This window comes from Pseudomonas fluorescens, assembly GCF_005938625.1.
Lineage (GTDB): Bacteria > Pseudomonadota > Gammaproteobacteria > Pseudomonadales > Pseudomonadaceae > Aquipseudomonas > Aquipseudomonas fluorescens_BD.
On sequence record NZ_VCNJ01000023.1, the window covers coordinates 1 to 17063 of the forward strand.

At 55.3% G+C, this 17063-nt stretch carries 19 protein-coding genes; 6 read left to right on the forward strand and 13 right to left on the reverse strand.

The window, feature by feature from the left end; all coding sequences use genetic code 11:
- Positions 1-356: 356 nt before the first annotated feature.
- Entirely contained in the window at positions 357-665 is a 309-nt protein-coding gene (yecR, locus tag FGA82_RS14545) for a YecR family lipoprotein (protein ID WP_008082757.1), read from the forward strand.
- A 107-nt stretch (positions 666-772) separates the two neighbouring features.
- On the opposite strand, the gene FGA82_RS14550 is transcribed toward yecR, so the two are convergent.
- The gene (locus FGA82_RS14550; RefSeq protein ID WP_141127591.1) at positions 773-2395 is read right to left on the reverse strand and encodes an ATP-binding response regulator; all 1623 of its coding nucleotides are present in this window, start codon (positions 2393-2395) and stop codon (positions 773-775) included.
- A 114-nt stretch (positions 2396-2509) separates the two neighbouring features.
- Between FGA82_RS14550 and FGA82_RS14555 the strand changes: the two genes are divergently transcribed.
- Positions 2510-3112 carry a LuxR C-terminal-related transcriptional regulator gene (locus FGA82_RS14555; RefSeq protein ID WP_141127592.1) on the forward strand — a complete coding sequence of 201 codons (603 nt, stop codon included), beginning with the start codon at positions 2510-2512 and terminating at the stop codon, positions 3110-3112.
- A 93-nt stretch (positions 3113-3205) separates the two neighbouring features.
- Here FGA82_RS14555 and FGA82_RS14565 read toward each other — a convergent pair whose 3' ends face one another.
- Positions 3206-4204: a bile acid:sodium symporter family protein gene (locus FGA82_RS14565; RefSeq protein WP_141127593.1), complete on the reverse strand. Its 999-nt coding sequence runs from the start codon at positions 4202-4204 to the stop codon at positions 3206-3208.
- 84 nt (positions 4205-4288) lie between these two features.
- On the opposite strand from FGA82_RS14565, the gene FGA82_RS14570 reads away from it, so the two are divergent.
- Positions 4289-5077, forward strand: coding sequence for an AraC family transcriptional regulator (locus FGA82_RS14570; protein WP_141127594.1), 789 nt, complete (start codon positions 4289-4291; stop codon positions 5075-5077).
- Here the strand turns inward: FGA82_RS14570 and FGA82_RS14575 are convergent, their stop codons facing one another.
- Positions 5078-6022, reverse strand: a complete 945-nt coding sequence (locus tag FGA82_RS14575; RefSeq protein WP_141127595.1) for a Dyp-type peroxidase — start codon at positions 6020-6022, stop codon at positions 5078-5080. It abuts the gene before it with no gap.
- Between the two features lie 164 nt (positions 6023-6186).
- On the opposite strand from FGA82_RS14575, the gene FGA82_RS14580 reads away from it, so the two are divergent.
- Positions 6187-7161 carry a TerC family protein gene (locus FGA82_RS14580; protein ID WP_141127596.1) on the forward strand — a complete coding sequence of 325 codons (975 nt, stop codon included), beginning with the start codon at positions 6187-6189 and terminating at the stop codon, positions 7159-7161.
- A 126-nt stretch (positions 7162-7287) separates the two neighbouring features.
- Here FGA82_RS14580 and FGA82_RS14590 read toward each other — a convergent pair whose 3' ends face one another.
- Entirely contained in the window at positions 7288-8388 is a 1101-nt protein-coding gene (locus FGA82_RS14590) for a polyamine ABC transporter substrate-binding protein (RefSeq protein WP_141127597.1), read from the reverse strand.
- Between the two features lie 249 nt (positions 8389-8637).
- Entirely contained in the window at positions 8638-10044 is a 1407-nt protein-coding gene (locus tag FGA82_RS14595) for a purine-cytosine permease family protein (RefSeq protein ID WP_141127598.1), read from the reverse strand.
- Positions 10045-10368: 324 nt separating this feature from the next.
- Between FGA82_RS14595 and FGA82_RS14600 the strand changes: the two genes are divergently transcribed.
- Both FGA82_RS14600 and FGA82_RS14605 read left to right on the forward strand, forming a co-directional pair.
- Complete coding sequence (locus FGA82_RS14600) at positions 10369-10854, forward strand: flavin reductase family protein (protein ID WP_016987069.1); 486 nt, start codon at positions 10369-10371, stop codon at positions 10852-10854.
- Between the two features lie 152 nt (positions 10855-11006).
- Complete coding sequence (locus FGA82_RS14605) at positions 11007-12050, forward strand: LLM class flavin-dependent oxidoreductase (RefSeq protein WP_077573303.1); 1044 nt, start codon at positions 11007-11009, stop codon at positions 12048-12050.
- Positions 12051-12165: 115 nt separating this feature from the next.
- On the opposite strand, the gene FGA82_RS14610 is transcribed toward FGA82_RS14605, so the two are convergent.
- The 8 genes from FGA82_RS14610 to FGA82_RS32450 form a co-directional block, all read right to left on the reverse strand.
- Entirely contained in the window at positions 12166-12657 is a 492-nt protein-coding gene (locus FGA82_RS14610) for a hypothetical protein (RefSeq protein WP_141127599.1), read from the reverse strand.
- A gap of 37 nt (positions 12658-12694) precedes the next feature.
- Positions 12695-13018: a hypothetical protein gene (locus FGA82_RS14615; RefSeq protein WP_141127600.1), complete on the reverse strand. Its 324-nt coding sequence runs from the start codon at positions 13016-13018 to the stop codon at positions 12695-12697.
- Between the two features lie 218 nt (positions 13019-13236).
- Positions 13237-13473, reverse strand: a complete 237-nt coding sequence (locus FGA82_RS14620; RefSeq protein WP_141127601.1) for a hypothetical protein — start codon at positions 13471-13473, stop codon at positions 13237-13239.
- Positions 13474-13543: 70 nt separating this feature from the next.
- Entirely contained in the window at positions 13544-13939 is a 396-nt protein-coding gene (locus tag FGA82_RS14625) for a hypothetical protein (protein ID WP_141127602.1), read from the reverse strand.
- Between the two features lie 224 nt (positions 13940-14163).
- Positions 14164-14697, reverse strand: a complete 534-nt coding sequence (locus FGA82_RS14630; RefSeq protein ID WP_141127603.1) for a hypothetical protein — start codon at positions 14695-14697, stop codon at positions 14164-14166.
- The gene (locus FGA82_RS32105) at positions 14694-14864 is read right to left on the reverse strand and encodes a hypothetical protein (protein WP_171057290.1); all 171 of its coding nucleotides are present in this window, start codon (positions 14862-14864) and stop codon (positions 14694-14696) included. The genes FGA82_RS14630 and FGA82_RS32105 overlap by 4 nt, the downstream gene beginning before the upstream one ends.
- Positions 14865-15016: 152 nt before the next feature.
- Positions 15017-15550, reverse strand: a complete 534-nt coding sequence (locus tag FGA82_RS14635) for a hypothetical protein (protein ID WP_141127604.1) — start codon at positions 15548-15550, stop codon at positions 15017-15019.
- Positions 15547-16887 (reverse strand): hypothetical protein, encoded by a 1341-nt coding sequence (locus FGA82_RS32450; protein WP_249384247.1) that lies wholly within the window; start codon positions 16885-16887, stop codon positions 15547-15549. Before FGA82_RS32450 ends, FGA82_RS14635 begins: the two co-directional genes overlap by 4 nt.
- Between the last annotated feature and the right edge of the window lie 176 nt (positions 16888-17063).

Consider the following 17063-nt stretch of genomic DNA (forward strand, 5'->3'; position numbering starts at 1 on the left):
TGACGGGGCCGATCATGTCGGCGCGGGCGCGCTGGCGGCTGATGGCGCTGATCGTACCGGGGTCAACCGGGTGGCCTATTCGCGGGTCGGCGTTGGCTCTGACCGGGTCGCCTCCGCATTGATGACAGGCAGTTATTCCGACCAGTTCAACAGCCCTCAGTGATCTTCCCTTGGCCCAACGGGCGGTTCCCACGAGCCGCCTGTTGAGCATCGCACTAGCACATTTGTGCTAATCGACCGCCCTGCCACCTGGCGTTATATTCCCCCGCAACCCCCGATGCTCCTCAACGTTGCCTGTTCGCAACGTGCGGGATCGTTGTGCCTGGAAATCAGAACGACACCAAGGAAGAAACACCATGAAATCCCTAATCGCCACACTCACTCTCAGCGCCTTGTTCCTCACCGGCTGCGCCACGCCAAAACAATGGGAAGCCACCGGCGGCAGCAAAAACGATGGCGTCGTCCAGGTCTCCTATGAACTAGGCCAATTCGAAAGCGGCCAGACCAGCGCCGAACAAGGCCTGACCGTCGCCGCACAACGCTGCAAGACCTGGGGCTACAAAAACGCCGAGGTCACCGGTTCCGAGAAAAACATCTGCCGCACCATGGGGCAATACAACTGCCTGCAGACCACTATCACGCAGGACTACCTCTGCAAACGCTGAACACGCACTAACCCTGTAGGAGCTGTCGAGTGCAACGAGGCTGCGATCTTTTGATTTTGATCCTGATCCTGAAAAGAAGATCAAAAGATCGCAGCGTGCCGCAGCTCCTACAGGGGTTGGGTTTGCGGTTGGTGATCGCGCAAGTCTCGCAAAGTTGAGCGCAGCTCGGCCGGCCGTACCGGTTTGGACAGGATGGCGATATCGCGGTCGTGCAGGGCTGCCTGTATTTTTTCGACGTCATGCCCGGTGATGATCATTGCCGGAACCGCCCAGCCCCGTTGGCTGCGCACATCATCGATGCATTCGATACCAGTGGCGTGGGTGCCAAGGTCATAGTCGGCAACGATGATGTCGCAGTCGGTGAGCAGATTCCGCGCCGTCAGCTCCGCCTGTACCACACAGCCCCAGCGTTCCAGCAACGCTGACGTCGCCAGCAGCACGTTGCGATCATCCTCCACCAGACACACCTTCAGCCCGGTCAGCAAACCGACCTGACGCGCCTCATCCCGATTGACCGCCAAATGCGGCGCAGCAGCGATCGGCAACCCGTACAAGCTCACCGCCGTTCCCCGCCCGAGCCGCGAGCGCAGGGCCACGTTCACACCGATCAACTCACCCAAACGCTTGACGATCGACAGCCCCAACCCAACGCCTTCGACGTCTTTGTCGCGCACTTGCCGCACCCGGTAAAACTCCTCGAACACCTTGCCCAGATGCTCCTCGGCAATGCCGTTGCCTTGGTCATAAATCACGATGGCCAGCCCTGCCCCGCACCGGCGCACGCCGATCAATACTGGCCGCTGCGCACCGTATTTAAAGCAGTTGGAAAGCACGTTCTGCACCATGGTCGCGAGCAACGCCGGATCTGTGCGCACCCAATATTCACAGGGGCGCAAACGCAACTCCACTCCAGCCCAACGCGCTGCTTCAGCGTTCTGGCGGATCAGCTCCGCCAGCCATTCGCCCAGATTCACACTCTGCAGTTTGGGTAGAACCCGGCCGTTATCGAGGGTGTACAGGTCGAGAATCGAGCGAAACAACTGCGAGACGTTAAGCAACGAACGGTCGATATTGTCGACCAGCCGCCGCTCCTCATCACCCAAGCGTGACTCACGCAGGCAAGCGGTAAACAGGCCAATCGAATGAATCGGCTGACGCAGATCATGACTGGCCTGGGCAAGAAACCGCGACTTCTCCAGATTCGCCGCGACCGCTTCTTCGGAGGCTTTACGTGTGCGCTCCAACAGCAGATGCGCATAGAACGGGATCACCGTGCTGGTGAGCATCAGCATCAACACCATGAACGGTTGTGCCTGCCACACCGGGGTCAGGCGATAAACACACAGCAGCGCCAGCAACGCCAATGCCGTGGCGATCGCCAGATAACGCGAGCCATAGCGCATGCCGTTACCAAGGTTGACCCAAATGATCACCGCATACAGTGGCAACGCCATCTCGCCGCCCACCACCAGACCAAAGCAGGTGCCGGTGTAATCGTGGATCATGGCGAAAATCCGTCGCGCCGGGTAATGCCCAGGCCAGTGCGCAATCGCCTGACGCAGGGCGATCGAGGCCAACAAAAACAGGATGATGTAGGTAATGATCGGCAGGTACGTATCGAAGCGCTGGCCCGGCAAAAAGCCCAGTATCAGCATATAAACCACGGCGATACTGGCGATGATGATGCGCAGATTGGCCTGGTCGAGTTCGGTGTTTTTCTCGAACTTCATGGGAAACGTCCTTGTGCGGCAATCGTCAAAATCAGAAGGAACCTACAGGCAACCCTTGCGCTCGGTGCTAATGTGCAGGCCTTAAGCAACGCCTGACCCAGGGAGGGTCATGCCATGACATGCCGAATTATCATAGCCGACGATCACCCGTTGTTTCGCGAGGCGATGCTGCGCACGGTTCAGCATTTGTTGCCCGAAGCCGTTATCGACGAAGCCGGCGATCTCGACGCCGTGATGACGCTGCTGCCTTTGGGTGATGAACCGGACACATTGATTCTCGACCTGCGCTTCCCCGGACTCACCTGTGTGAGCCAGCTCGGCGAACTGCGTCGGCGCCTGCCGCGCACCACGTTGATCGTAGTGTCGATGGTCGATGATGAGTCGCTGATCAGTGAAGTCATGGCCTGCGGTATCGACGGTTTCATCGGTAAGAACATTGCCCCGGATGAAATCGGTCCGGCGATTCTGGCGATTCGCGAAGGTGAAGTATTGGTGAAGTTCGCGCCGTCAGGCCTGCTGCCGCTGGAAACCGGCGCCGCCCTCACACCTCGTCAGCAAGACGTACTGCGCTTGATCGCCCAAGGCAAGACCAACAAGGAAATCGCCCGTGAACTGGATATCTCACCGTTCACGGTGCGCATTCATGTGTCTTCGTTGTTGCGCACGTTAAACGTGCCCTCGCGGGCGGCAGCCGTGAAATACGCAGGAACTCTGTAGGAGCTGCCGCAGGCTGCGATCTTTTGACTTTGTTTTTAAAAGACAAGATCAAAAGATCGCAGCCTTCGGCAGCTCCTACACGTAGACGGTGTGTTATGGGTCGACTTGCGCCATCAACTCTGGCACCGATTCCGGCCGTTTCGCATAGCGCTGAGCGAGCACCGCACAGACCATCAACTGAATCTGATGGAACAGCATCAACGGCAGAATCAACACGCCGATGGTGCCGCCGGCAAACAGTACCTGCGCCATCGGCACGCCGGTGGCCAGACTCTTTTTCGAGCCGCAGAACAGAATGGTGATGCGGTCTTCCTGGCTGAAGCCGAACGCCTTGCCCAGCAACGTCGAGGCCAGCAGCACCAGCGCCAGCAGAATGCAGCAGACCACCACCAGCCCGAGCAGATCGACCAGCGGAATCTGATGCCAGATGCCTTCGTTGACCGCCTCGCTGAACGCGCCGTAAACCACCAACAGAATCGAGCCCTGATCGACGAACTTCAGCCAGTTCTTGTTGCGCCCGACCCACGCGCCGATCCAGCGCCGAGCGATCTGCCCGGCAATGAATGGCAGCAGCAATTGCACGCTGATTTTCAGGATCGCATCCAGCGTCGAACCGCCATCACCGTGAACGTCGAGCAGCAGCGTCACCAACAACGGCGTGAGGAAAATCCCGAACAAACTCGACGCCGCCGCGCTGCAGATCGCCGCCGGAATATTACCGCGCGCCAGCGATGTGAAGGCGATCGCCGACTGTACCGTGGCCGGCAACGCGCACAGGTAAAGCATGCCCATATACAGCTTGTCGCCGATCAGTGGTGACAGCAGCGGTTTCAGCGCCAGGCCCAGTAACGGGAAAAGGACAAACGTCAGGCCGAACACCAGCAAATGCAGGCGCCAGTGGCCGGCGCCGGCAATGATCGATTCGCGGGATAGCTTGGCGCCGTGCAGGAAAAACAGCAGGGCGATGGCGATGTTGGTCAGCCAGCCGAAGCCGACGGCGACCTGGCCGCTGGCCGGCAGGAAACTGGCCAGCAGCACGACGCCAATCAGCGTCAGGGTAAAGTTGTCGGGCAAAAAACGTGGGCGAGTCATGGTCGGTTCATCCGGGGGTTGCCAGTGCGTGTCGACGACTCTAACGTGACTGCCAATTACCGACTAACGCCGAAGGGCCACAAGATGCCGCCTAAAGGACATGACAAAAGCGTGCGCCGCAGCATTCCCGGGCTGCCCAGTTTGCCGCGTCCACTGTACGGGCGCACCGAATCGCTGCCCAATCGCGCCCTGACCCGACGCCACAGTCACCCATGGGTGCAGTTGTCCTATGCGATTCAGGGTGTGCTGGAAATCCAGACCAGCGCCGGCCGCTTTGTCGCCCCGCCGGAGCGCGCCGTGTGGATCCCGGCGGGCGTGCCGCATCGCGTGTTCAGCTCGCCGCACACGGAAATGCGCAGCCTGTACATCGATTGCAGCGTCGCCGGATGGGCGCTGGAGCGCTGTCATGTGCTCGGCGTCAGCGATCTGCTCAGGGAGCTGATCCGCGCGTTCAGTCAGGTTCCGGTGGAATACGACCAGAGCGGCCCGCATGGACGCCTCGCCCAAGTGATCCTCGATCAACTGGCCGAAGCACCGAAGATCGACCTGATGCTGCCGCTGCCGCAAGACGCCCGCTTGAAGCAGATCTATCAGAGCCTGGAACAACATCCGGAACAGCAGACCACGTTGAGCCATTGGAGCGAGAAGTTCGGCGTCACCGAAAAAACCCTCACGCGCCTGTTTCTACGCGACACCGGCCTGACCTTCCGCGCTTGGCGGCAGCGCTTGCGCCTGCTTGGCGCACTGACGCCGCTGGAAAAAGGTGAACGCGTCACCGACGTCGCGCTGGCATGCGGTTACGACTCGACGTCGGCGTTTATCGCGGCGTTTCGTCAGCAGTTTGGCGAAACACCGGGGGAGTTTTTTCGCTGATCAGCGATCCGCCAGTTCTTCCAGCAAATCGGCCGACGGCACGAAATACAGGCTGCCGGTGACCGCCGTGCTGAAGTCCAGCAACTTGTCGTAATTGCCCGGTGGCTTGCCGACAAACATGTTTTCCAGCATTTGCTCCATCGGCTCCGGCGAGCGCGCATAGCCGATGAAGAACGTGCCGAACTCCCCGGCTCCCGGCCGGCCGAACGGCATGTTGTCACGGAGGATTTTCACTTCCTCGCCATCAGCGTTGGTGATGGTGGTCAGCGCGCTGTGCGAGTTGCTCGGTTTGACCGCGTCATCCAGTTCGATATCGGAGAGCTTGGTGCGACCAATCACGCGTTCCTGAGCTTCAACACTCAAACCGTTCCACGCGGTCATGTTGTGCAGGTATTTCTGCACCAACACATAACTGCCGCCGCTAAAATCCGGATCTTCGTCACCGACGATGGTGAAGTTGACCGCTTTGCGCCCGACCGGGTTTTCCGTGCCGTCGACAAAACCGATGATGCTGCGCATGTCGAAATAGCGGAAACCCTGCACCTCATCGACCACCGTCACTGCATCGCCGAGGGCCGCCATGATTTGCGTGGCCAGTTCAAAACACAGGTCCATTTGATCGGCGCGAATGTGCAGCAGCAGATCACCCGGGGTTGCCGGGGCATGGCGCCCTTCCCCGCCAAATTCGCGGAAACCGTGCAGCGACGCGGGGCGCGGATTGCCAAACAGGCGATCCCAAGCGTTCGAGGAAAAGCCGCAGATGCACGTCAGATTGCCTGTCGGTACGCGCTTGCCAACCGAGCGCACCAGCCCGGCGACATCGCCGCACCAGTCTTTGACGGTTTGCGCAGCATCAGCCCCCGCATTCAGCGTCGCGACGATGAAAATTGCGCTACTGGTGATCGGGCTGCACACCGCTTGAGGTTCGAGAATGTCGGTATTCATCGCTGGAAATGTTGCTCCGTAAAAATTGCCCGAGCTGTTAACGAGGGCAGATAGTTCGTTTTTAACGAACTGTTGCGCAGAAATAAACGATTTTTCTTTGCCGCAAACTCGTCGCTAGCATGGCCTCGTCTGACCCCAATCCAAGAATAGACAGGGAGCGTGACATGCCAGCCACCAACATCAATATCGGCGAACCATGGATGTGGGGCGCCTTCATCGTCTTCGTACTTGCCATGCTGGCATTGGACCTGTTTGTCTTCGGTGGGCGCAAGGCGCATCGGGTCTCAGTGCGCGAAGCCTTGTCTTGGGTCATCGCCTGGTGCCTGTTGGCGCTGAGTTTCGCGGCACTGCTCTGGTGGTACCTGCACGGTGCGTTCGGCGCCGAGATCGCCCGGGAGAAGACCCTCGAATTCCTCACCGGTTATCTGATCGAGCAGTCACTGTCGATCGACAACATGTTCGTTTTCGTGATGATCTTCAGCTACTTCGCCGTACCGCCGGAGTTGCAGCGCCGAGTGCTGCTGTACGGCGTACTCGGAGCGATCGTGATGCGCGCGGTGATGATTTTTGCCGGGGTGTGGCTGGTGTCGCAGTTCGAATGGCTGCTGTATGCGTTTGGGGTGTTCCTGATCTTCACCGGGATCAAGATGCTGGTGTTTGCCGACCACCAGCCGGATCTGGACAAGAATCCGTTGCTGCGTTGGGTGCGCGGGCATATGCGCATCACCAGCAGCTTTCATGGCGAACGCTTTTTCGTCCTGCAGAACGGCGTGCGCTGGGCCACACCAATGTTTTTGGTGCTGGTGTTGATCGAGGCCAGTGATTTGATGTTCGCGGTCGACAGCATCCCGGCAATCTTCGCCGTGACGACTGATCCGTTCATTGTGTTCACTTCGAATATCTTCGCGATCATGGGATTGCGCGCGCTGTATTTCCTGCTGGCGGACATGGCGGACCGCTTTCACTTGCTCAAGTATGGGCTGGCGATTGTGCTGGTGTTTATCGGCGGCAAGATGGTGTTGATGCCGTGGTTGCACATGCCGGTGGAATGGTCGTTGGCGGTGGTGGGTGGGGTGATTCTAAGTTCGGTTTTGCTGAGTCTGGTGATGACCAAAGATGCCGAACGCCGCACTGAATGACACCCTACATAAACCTGTGGGAGCGAGCTTGCTCGCGAAAGCGCTGTGTCATTCAACGATGATGCTGAATGATCCGACGCCTTCGCGAGCAAGCTCGCTCCCACAGGGATTTCATTTGGTCGATAGTTATTTATCGGACTTGATACTGGTCCACACCCGTGTGCGCACACGCTCAAGTTTCTGCGGCAATGGCTGCACGACGTAGAGGTTTTTCAGCGCTTCCGGGGTCGGTGTCAGGTTCGGGTTGTCGGTGATTTCCTTGTTGATCAGCGGTATCGAATCCTTGTTCGCATTCGGGTAGCCGAGGAAGTCACTGATCGGCGCGATCACCTTCGGATCGAGCAGGTTGTTGAGGAATTCATGCGCCTCGGCGACGTTCTTCGCGCTCTTCGGAATGGCGAAGGTATCGAACCAGATCGGCGCGCCCTCCTTCGGCAAGCGCCAGTCAACTACCACACCGTTACCGGCCTCTTTGGCGCGGTTGCCGAACTGATAGAAGCTGCCGGAGTAACCGATGGCCACGCAGATGTCACCGTTGGCGATGTCGGTCATGTATTTGGCCGAGTTGAAATAGGTCACATACGGGCGAACCTTAAGCATCAACTCCTTGGCCTTTTCATAATCGGCGGGGTTCTGGCTGTTCGGGTCGAGGCCCAGATAATGCAGAGCCAGCGGGAGGATTTCCGTCGGCGAATCCAGCATCGCCACGCCACAGGATTTGAGCTTTTCCATGTTCTCCGGTTTGAACACCAGATCCCAGCTGTCCACCGGCGCGTTATCGCCCAGTGCGGCTTTGACTTTGGCCGGGTTGAAGCCAATCAGCACGGTGCCGACCATGTAAGGCACGCCGTACTGGTTGCCCGGATCGTTCTTGCCCAGCAGTTTCAACAACTCCGGATCCTGGTGACTCCAGTTCGGCAGTTTCGATTTATCCAGTTTCTGAAAGACGCCAGCCTTGATCTGCGTTTCAAGGAACTGGTTCGACGGCACCACCAGGTCGTAACCGGAGTTGCCGGTCAGCAGTTTGGCTTCCAGGGATTCGTTGGTGTCGAAGGTGTCCCAGGTCACTTTGATGCCGCTTTTTGCAGCGAAATCCTTGGGCACGGACGGCAGGATGTAATCCGCCCAGTTGTACACGCGCAGTTCGCGTTGCTCAGCCTGGACGGCGCCGGCCAGCAGCGTCAGTCCACACACAGTGGCACCCAGAATGCGTTTCATCGTGACCATGGTTATTCCCCAAAAGGCAGCGTGAGATCGATGGTTTTTATGTTCTGTACACGGCAGCGGCTGTAAAGGTAGCCAAGGGTAAAAAAGGTTCAGCGTCTGGTTATGGTTTTGATTCTTGCTGACAGCGTAGCTGGAGCCCAGTGGGGGATGGGCCAAAAGGGGATCGATATGGCCAATTTGATTGACCGCCGGGATGCGGAAACAACAATGCCCGGCGAATGGCCGGGCATTGTGGTGAAGCGGATCAGGTCAATCGGTGTAACCCAACCTCGCCGCCCTGCTCTGCTGAGTCTGGCCGCGTGTCGCCAGGCAGTAATACAACGGAACGGTGACCACCAGGCCGACCAGCCAGGACAGGTCCGCACCCTCAACCAGATTGGCGTAAGGCCCGACGTACAGCGAGGTATTGGCGAATGGCAGTTGCACGAGGATGCCGATGAAATAAGCAATGATCGCGTGCAGATTGAAGCGCCCGTAAACCCCGCCATCGGCGCGGAAGATCGAGGTGATGTCGTAGCAGCCGCGCTTGATCAGGTAGAAGTCGATCAGGTTGATCGACGCCCACGGCACCAGCACCAGCAACAGCGCCAGAATCAAACCGATGAACTCGGAAATGAAATCCGCCGATGCGCCCAGCGCAACCACGCAGCAACCCGCGAGTACCACGCTCGACAACGCTACGCGCACCTTGATGCTCGGCGTCCATTGGCTGGCGAAGGTCTGGATCGAGGTGATGATCGAGAGTACCGCGCCATACAGGTTCAACGCGTTGTGACTGATGATATTAAGCAGAAACAACACCATCAGAATCGGCCCCAGCCAACCAGTCGATTGCTTGACCGCGACCATCGCTTCGGTGCCTTCCGGGGTCGCCAGCACGGCCACCGCGCCGAAGCTGAACGACAGAATCGTCCCCAGCGTCGCGCCCAGATAAGTCGCCCAGAACGGCTTGGCAATGCCGATATCCGCTGGCAGGTAACGCGAGTAATCGGACACGTACGGCGAGAAACTGATCTGCCAGATGATCCCCAGCGACACCGTCGCCAGCCAACCGGACAAGTTGAAACTGCCGCGAGTGAGGAAGTCCGCCGGCAAGTCATGGGCAAAGATATAGATGAAACCGGCGAGCAACGCACTGCCCATCACCCAGGTGCCAATGCGGTTCAGCGTGTGGATGAAGTTGTAGCCGATCACACCAATCGCCGTGGCCGCCAGTGCGCCGATCAGAATGCTCAACGGCGCCGGCACCGACGGCGCAATGCCGACGATGGATTTACCCGCCAGGACGATGTTGGAAATAAAGAAACCGATGTAGATCAGTGCGGCGAAAAACACGATCAACAGCGCACCATAACGCCCAAACTGGCCACGACTCTGGACCATCTGCGGAATGCCCATGCGCGGGCCTTGCGCCGAGGCCAGCGCAATCACCACACCACCGATCATGTGCCCCAGCGCAATCGCCAGCAGCCCCCATAACAAATCAAGATGGAACACCTGAACCACCATGGCGCCGGTGACGATGGGCAGGGGCGCAATGTTGGTGCTGAACCAAAGAGTGAATAGGTCGCGGGCCTTCCCGTGGCGTTCCGCGAGTGGGACGTAGTCGACCGTATGGTTCTCGATCAACGGATCTTGCCGGGACATCTGGGACATATGCATGAACTCGAGTTTGTCTGTTCTTATCGTTGTATGAAGCCAAACCGGGGGGACTCTCTGGCCGCCCCTCAGATGAAGACCATATTATGGTATTCCAAACAATTCACAAGACTGATCCGTAGTTTGCGACGTCAACTGATACGCCATCCTTACTGAAACTGCGGCTTGCAGACCAGTCGAAAGCCCCGTAAATGCTGAGTTTCCGACGAACGCGGCACGTTTATCGGTTCAGCTGAAAAGCCCTTGCAAAGATTGAATACTGGTATACCATCAGACCAACAAGCACATAAAAACAGCAACACATCACCCGAGGACCGACCAATGATCGATGCCGCCATCTACAAACAAGTCATGGGCTCGTTCCCGTCCGGCGTAACCGTTATCACCACCTTGGACGATGACGGTCAGATCGTCGGCCTGACTGCCAGCGCATTCAGCTCGCTGTCGATGGACCCGGCGCTGGTGCTGTTCTGCCCTAACTACAGCTCTGATTCCTACCCGGTACTGATCAAGAACAAGCGCTTTGCCATTCACGTTCTGTCCGGCGGCCAGCAAAGCGAAGCCTACGCCTTCGCCCGCAAAGGCAAGGACAAGGCGCAAGGCATCGAATGGACCTTGAGCGAACTGGGTAACCCGATACTGGCCAACGCGACAGCTATCATCGAATGTGAGCTGTGGCGCGAATACGAAGGTGGCGACCACGCCATCATGGTTGGCGCGGTGAAGAACCTGATCGTCCCCGAGCAAATCGCCGGGCCGCTGGTGTACTGCCACGGCAAGATGGGCGCCCTGCCCGTCCTGGCCTGATCGTCAGCCCCGCACAATTCAACTGTAGGAGTGAGCCTGCTCGCGATAGCGATTTATCCGATGTCGATATGTTTTCTGACACACCGCCATCGCGAGCAGGCTCGCTCCTACAAGTTTTGTAGCCTCAACAACAAAAGATCCGAGGAAGCGTCATGAAATTTTCCCTGTTCATCCACATGGAACGCTGGGACGAAAGCGTCAGCCACCGCCAACTGTTCGAAGACCTCACCGAACTGACACTGATGGCCGAGGCCGGCGGTTTCAGCACCGTGTGGATCGGCGAACACCACGCGATGGAATACACCATCTCGCCAAGCCCGATGCCATTGCTCGCCTACCTCGCCGCGAAAACCACCACCATCCACCTCGGCGCCGGCACCATCATCGCGCCGTTCTGGCACCCGCTGCGGGTCGCCGGTGAATGTGCGCTGCTCGACGTCATCAGCAATGGCCGCATGGAAGTCGGCCTGGCCCGTGGCGCCTATCAGGTTGAATTCGATCGCATGGCCGGCGGCATGCCCGCTTCATCTGGTGGCCAGGCTTTGCGCGAAATGGTCCCGGTGGTCCGCGCCCTGTGGCAAGGCGACTACGCCCACGACGGCGACATCTGGAAATTCCCCACCTCGACCAGCGTACCGAAGCCGATCCAGCAGCCGAACCCGCCGATGTGGATCGCCGCCCGCGACCCGGATTCGCACAACTTCGCCGTGGCCAACGGCTGCAACGTGATGGTCACGCCGCTGATGAAGGGCGACGAAGAAGTCCTCGACCTGAAGAACAAGTTCCAGACCGCGCTGGACAACAACCCCGACGTGCCGCGTCCGCAATTGATGGTGCTGCGCCATACCCACGTGCACACCGCCGATAATCCGGACGGCTGGAAAGTCGGCGCGAAAGCCATCTCACGTTTCTATCGCACCTTCGATGCGTGGTTCGGCAACAAGCAGACCCCGGTCAATGGCTTTCTCGCGCCGAGCCCGGAAGAGAAGTTTGCCGGGCGCCCGGAGTTTGAACTGGAGAGTTTGCACAAGACGGCGATGATCGGGACGCCGGAAGAGATCATTCCGCGGATCAAGTACTACCAGGAACTGGGGGTGGACGAGTTCAGTTTCTGGTGTGACAACAGCTTGCCGCATGAGGAGAAGAAGAAATCGTTGGAGCTGTTTATCAAGCATGTGGTGCCGGCGTTTCGGTGAATCACTGCTGATTGTTTGTCCCAAATAAAAAAGCCCCGAGCAGTTCGGGGCTTTTTATTTTAAATGGGGAAAATGCATATTCCTGCCTGCGAACTCAACCATTTTTAAAGCAACTTCACACTCGCGCCAATAAACGACGTGCACGCTCGGACATTTCAGCGTTATCAACTTTGGCCAGCAATCGCAATTTTTCTCTAGCCTTATCGGTACCAATCTCGTGTAAAGCATAAATGCATTTCACACCCAGAGCATGCTCGGAAGCGATATACGGATAGCAGGTCAGCGCCGTCTTGAATAAATAGTCGACCGCCCCAGGGTATCTGAAACCCTTCAATTCCCTTGCAATATTCTCGTGACTGATGTGCCAGTCTTCAACGAGTAAACGGCATAACACATCCGCACAATCCTGAGTGAAACCGAAAACCGCACCGAATATCAGCAAGCATTCCACACTGTCTGCGTCTTCAAATTCAAGCGCAGTTTCCAGTTCAGCACGCAGGTAATCTTCGGGGATCTCCCCACCCTCAAATAGAGACTCAAGAAAACAGTCTTTTGAGATCCGATGCGACACCAGATCAATCATCAAGTCCTGCTGTTGTTGATTCATAGCCCGCCTCCGAAAAACTGCTCTCATCGCCAGATTTCTATTCATATCCAGGAAAATCAGGCGTGATTTCACAAACAACACCCGCTGACACAAGAATATTTCTAGCCTGTAAGACCTCCTGCGCCTGACCGCTGAATGCCAGAGTGTCACCTTGCTGGAGTGTAATCCTGGATAGTAAATAATTTTTACCTGTCACCTCGGAGACAGCCTTTACCTGCGCTTGATTCCGATAGTCGCCGCGACAGCGAACTTCATACCTGCACCTATCCAGCTGGATGCCAGGCATATTCGTTGTCACCACCGCCCAGTCACACTGATCGCAGCGTGTTCCCTGGGTGCCACCTTCTTTGATGACGATCAAGTTGCCTCCACACTGCTCGCACTTCACTCCATAGGACTCATTCATTAGGGGCTACTACAGTCAATAATCCGAAGATTCGCCTCTTCTGCAGATCCGCATCGCCTATCCACCGTTCATCGGCTTGAAGTCATCAATGGCTGGTGTTTTGCGTCGGTCCTTACTGTATCGGCGTCCTGCACATCAACTCCACCAAAACGTTGCACACGTTGCTTTTTCTATCAAGACGCCCACTGGGTTTTTTCAGGAAACTCGCCACTCACGAAAAAACGAGCCAATTTCATACCGACCCTATCTGACCATTGACCTTTCGCATCGAATGGACACTCCTTTAGAATAGCAATAGTTCCCTTTATTTTATCCAGCCTTATCAAACCCACCTCCATCCCCCGGCCAAACGTATACTCAACATATTCCTCAGTCTCTGCAGTTCTATCCATCTCTATATAAAACGCCATATCGGCTACTCGACTCAACAACTGAACAATAAACAGGTAAAAAACAAAACTAACACCCCCACTTTTACCTCTATCCTAAACAAGCTTTATATTTCAGCAAAACAGAACGACAGGAAAGAACAGCGTCGTCTACGTCATATAAAATACAAGACCAAGCTTTGGCAAAGTTCAAAAAAACCTTCAAGTACATTAATTTGGCATGCTCAGTATGATCAAGATTAATCTCCACCATCACCTGCGGCACGCTCCCCAAGACATCCTTCCATTCTTGAAGATCGTCGGCATCATAAAATTCTTCAACAACATCCTTTGAATGAAGAGCCAACCAAATATCTGAATCACCCTCACTGATGCCGCCCCGAAAAGGCATGCCGGAACTTACATACCCACCACTGGACAATATGACTTCTTTAAAGTCTTCAATGGTCAATTGCGTTGATGAAAAAATCATTGCCGACAAGGACATGATACTCCCCCCAAAAAAGATCAGACCAGGGGACAGAACACGTTTTTGGAGTACTTTCCAAACGTGGTCAATCCCCATCTATCCCCATTTATCTCCTCATAAATGGTCACTGTTGGAGCTTCAAAGCGTGCGGGCAACGTTACTTCGACATTTTGGAAAAACGGGGACAGACCATGTTTTTGGAGTACTTTCTTAACGTGACCTGTCCCAATTTATCCCCGCAGCTAATAACGAATCCACTTTCCAGTAGAAATCAACTGCGGACTATTCGGATCAACCAAATAAAGCCACTCTGGATCATGCCCTACGGTTCCAACCAAAACACCTAGTGAATTTGGATGCTCGGGCATCGCACCTGAATGTACAGCGCCTATATAACTGCCTTCGCCATAAGGATTGTGCAACTGAAAACGCAATGCACCATCAACATTGTAGATCGCAGCGTTGTGAGGACACCCGAAGAACCAAGGTGCTTCAGAATAGTTAAACCTGGATGGCTCTTCATTAAAAACGACCAGCACTCCAGTCCTATCTGGCAATATGCATGGGATGCCCGCAGCAGAAAACAAAACTTCCGAACCGGCATCAGAAACTATGTATTTTCTTATCTCTACAACCTTACTCACACGCACATACTTAACTTGCGCCATTCCAACTTCAAAATCAGTTCTACGCCCCTGCCAATCGTAAAAATCTTCAAAGATCGTTCCATCAGCATGCACCACCTCATTCCTTATACACGCAACAAGATCAATCATTTCAACAACCTCAAACTATCAATATTGACATTATAAAGCTCAGGATTCGTACGAGGGGTTTTATCCATAAAGTTAACTTGATGCGCTCCGCCAGCGAGACGCTTCTCTTGCGTGGCATCCCACATATCGCCCGCAGTCCCTTCACGAATGCCTACACCCGGTTTCACGGTAAATTCCAATAAAAAGGGGACAGACCACGTTTTCGGAATGTTTTCTAAACGTGGTCTGTCCCCATTTTATCCTCATCAGGCGCAGAGCCTGGAGTAGGTTTGTGGGGATCCCTCAGGGTCTGTCCCCATTTACCCCATTTACCCTCCAACTAATAACGAATCCACTTTCCAGTAGAAATCAACTCAGAGCTATTCGGATCAACCAAATAAAGCCACTCTGGGTCATGCCCTACGGTGCCAACCAAAACACCTAACGCCTTTGGGTTTGCGGGCGTTGAAGTATAGTGCACAGCACCAATATAGCTTCCCACACCATGAGCGCTTTTTAATTGAAAGCGTAAGGAACCATCAGAGTTATAAATCGCCGCATTATTTGGACAGTTAAAAAACCAAGGAAATTCAGACATTCCAAATTTTGATGGCACCTCATTGAAAACGACCAAAACCCCTGTTCTATCAGCAAGAATATAAGGCATCTCACTGACCGGAAGACGTAGTTCAACTCCGTTTTCAAAGGCCAAATATCGCTCAAAACGTACGACGGCGTGCTTTTGCGCATACAGCATTATATTTTTAGTATCTTCGAAACTGGTACATACCCCGTCCCAGCTGACAAACTGCTCAAAAAGTAGTCCATCATCGAATTCCCATTTTGTTCTAATTTCACTAATCAACTGACTCACTGCAACGACCTCACCGACCCCATGTTAACCTCATACAATTCTGGATTAGTTCGGGGGGACTTATCCATAAAGTTCACCTGATGCCCACCACCAGGCAAGCGAGCTTCGTTCTTCGCATCCCACATATCACCAACAGTTCCTTCACGAATTCCGACTCCTGGTTTCACCGTAAATTCGACTTGGAATAATGGACCCTCTTTGAACTCTTCAGAAACTGCAAGTTTATTTCGAACGTCTGCCACAGATTTTATAGGAGTTTCCGTGGCCCAACCTCCAAGAAGGGAGGACGGATTCTTGCCTTGAGCGACCGCCTCCTGCATCCGATCATATTGTAGTTTGTTTATAGTCATCGTCATGGTGCGCGGCTGATCCACTACCCTATCCGTCACCATTGTCCCCTCCATCCAAGCCGGACGCTGTGTTCCCCAGTATGGAAGATCAATTCCGTCGGCCTGCTGACTCAAGAGGCGATCATTCGCTACCTTCTCACCATCAACACGCGGAAGACCATCACGATCCGTTACCTGTCCAGCGTTGATATTTTCCGCACGATGCTCTTTCCCTGGGACAAAGTCACGCTGGGCAGACAACCCAAAACCTTCTGCATCGCGAGTCGCATTGAATTCAACTTTATCGACTGCCGAGGTGCTGCCTGGGAGGCTCCCTCCCTTCTTGCCACCTGAAGTCAACAGAAGCTCCCCACTTCCCTCCAGGTATTTTCCGGCGCCCTTGAGCAGCGCTATTTCCATTGCAGCCTTTGCAGCTTCCGTTCCGTAATCTCGAAGCGGATTCACGTCACCCGGGTAGGTCGCACTGCTGAAAGAGTCGAGTACTTTGCTTCCCTGGCTGTATTCATATGGCGCAAACAACTCCCCGGTGGCTTGCCATCCATCAGCGAACGATGCAACGCCTCCCAGCCCGGACAACGCCGGAATCGCGCAACCAACGGCGGTTACACACGCCGGGCTGGACACTATCGCGCCGCCAAATCCTGCGGCAGCCCCTATAGCACCCAGTACCGCTCGACTGGCATTTGCCGATTGCCTGAGATTTTTGTCGTTGAGCAACAAGTCGTCGTTGACCTGATCCCATTTCGAATACTCGTCAAAGGCTCCCGTAGCGAACAGCGCACCCTGAGCATCTTTGAAACCTTTACCATCAGTTTCCAATGCTTTGATGGTTTCATACTGCGGATCATCGGGCGGAACCGAAGCACTGCAATGAACCAAGGCACAGGCCGCCTTGAGTTGATAAGCTTTATCAGGGTTCTCTTTCTGCAGTTTTTCCAATGCCAACGTTTCTTTTTGATGAAGCTGACGGTTGTATTCGTCAGCCATCAAAGCGACCCACGATGCCTTGTTGACATCTCCGCCGGCCAGTCCAGCGGCGGTCAAACCGACAATCTGGGAAAATGCCTGGCGTAGCTCAGGTTGAATAAAACGGGGACAGACCACATTTTCAGAGCGCTTTCTAAACGTGGTCTGTCCCCATTTATATGTGTCCCCATTTATAT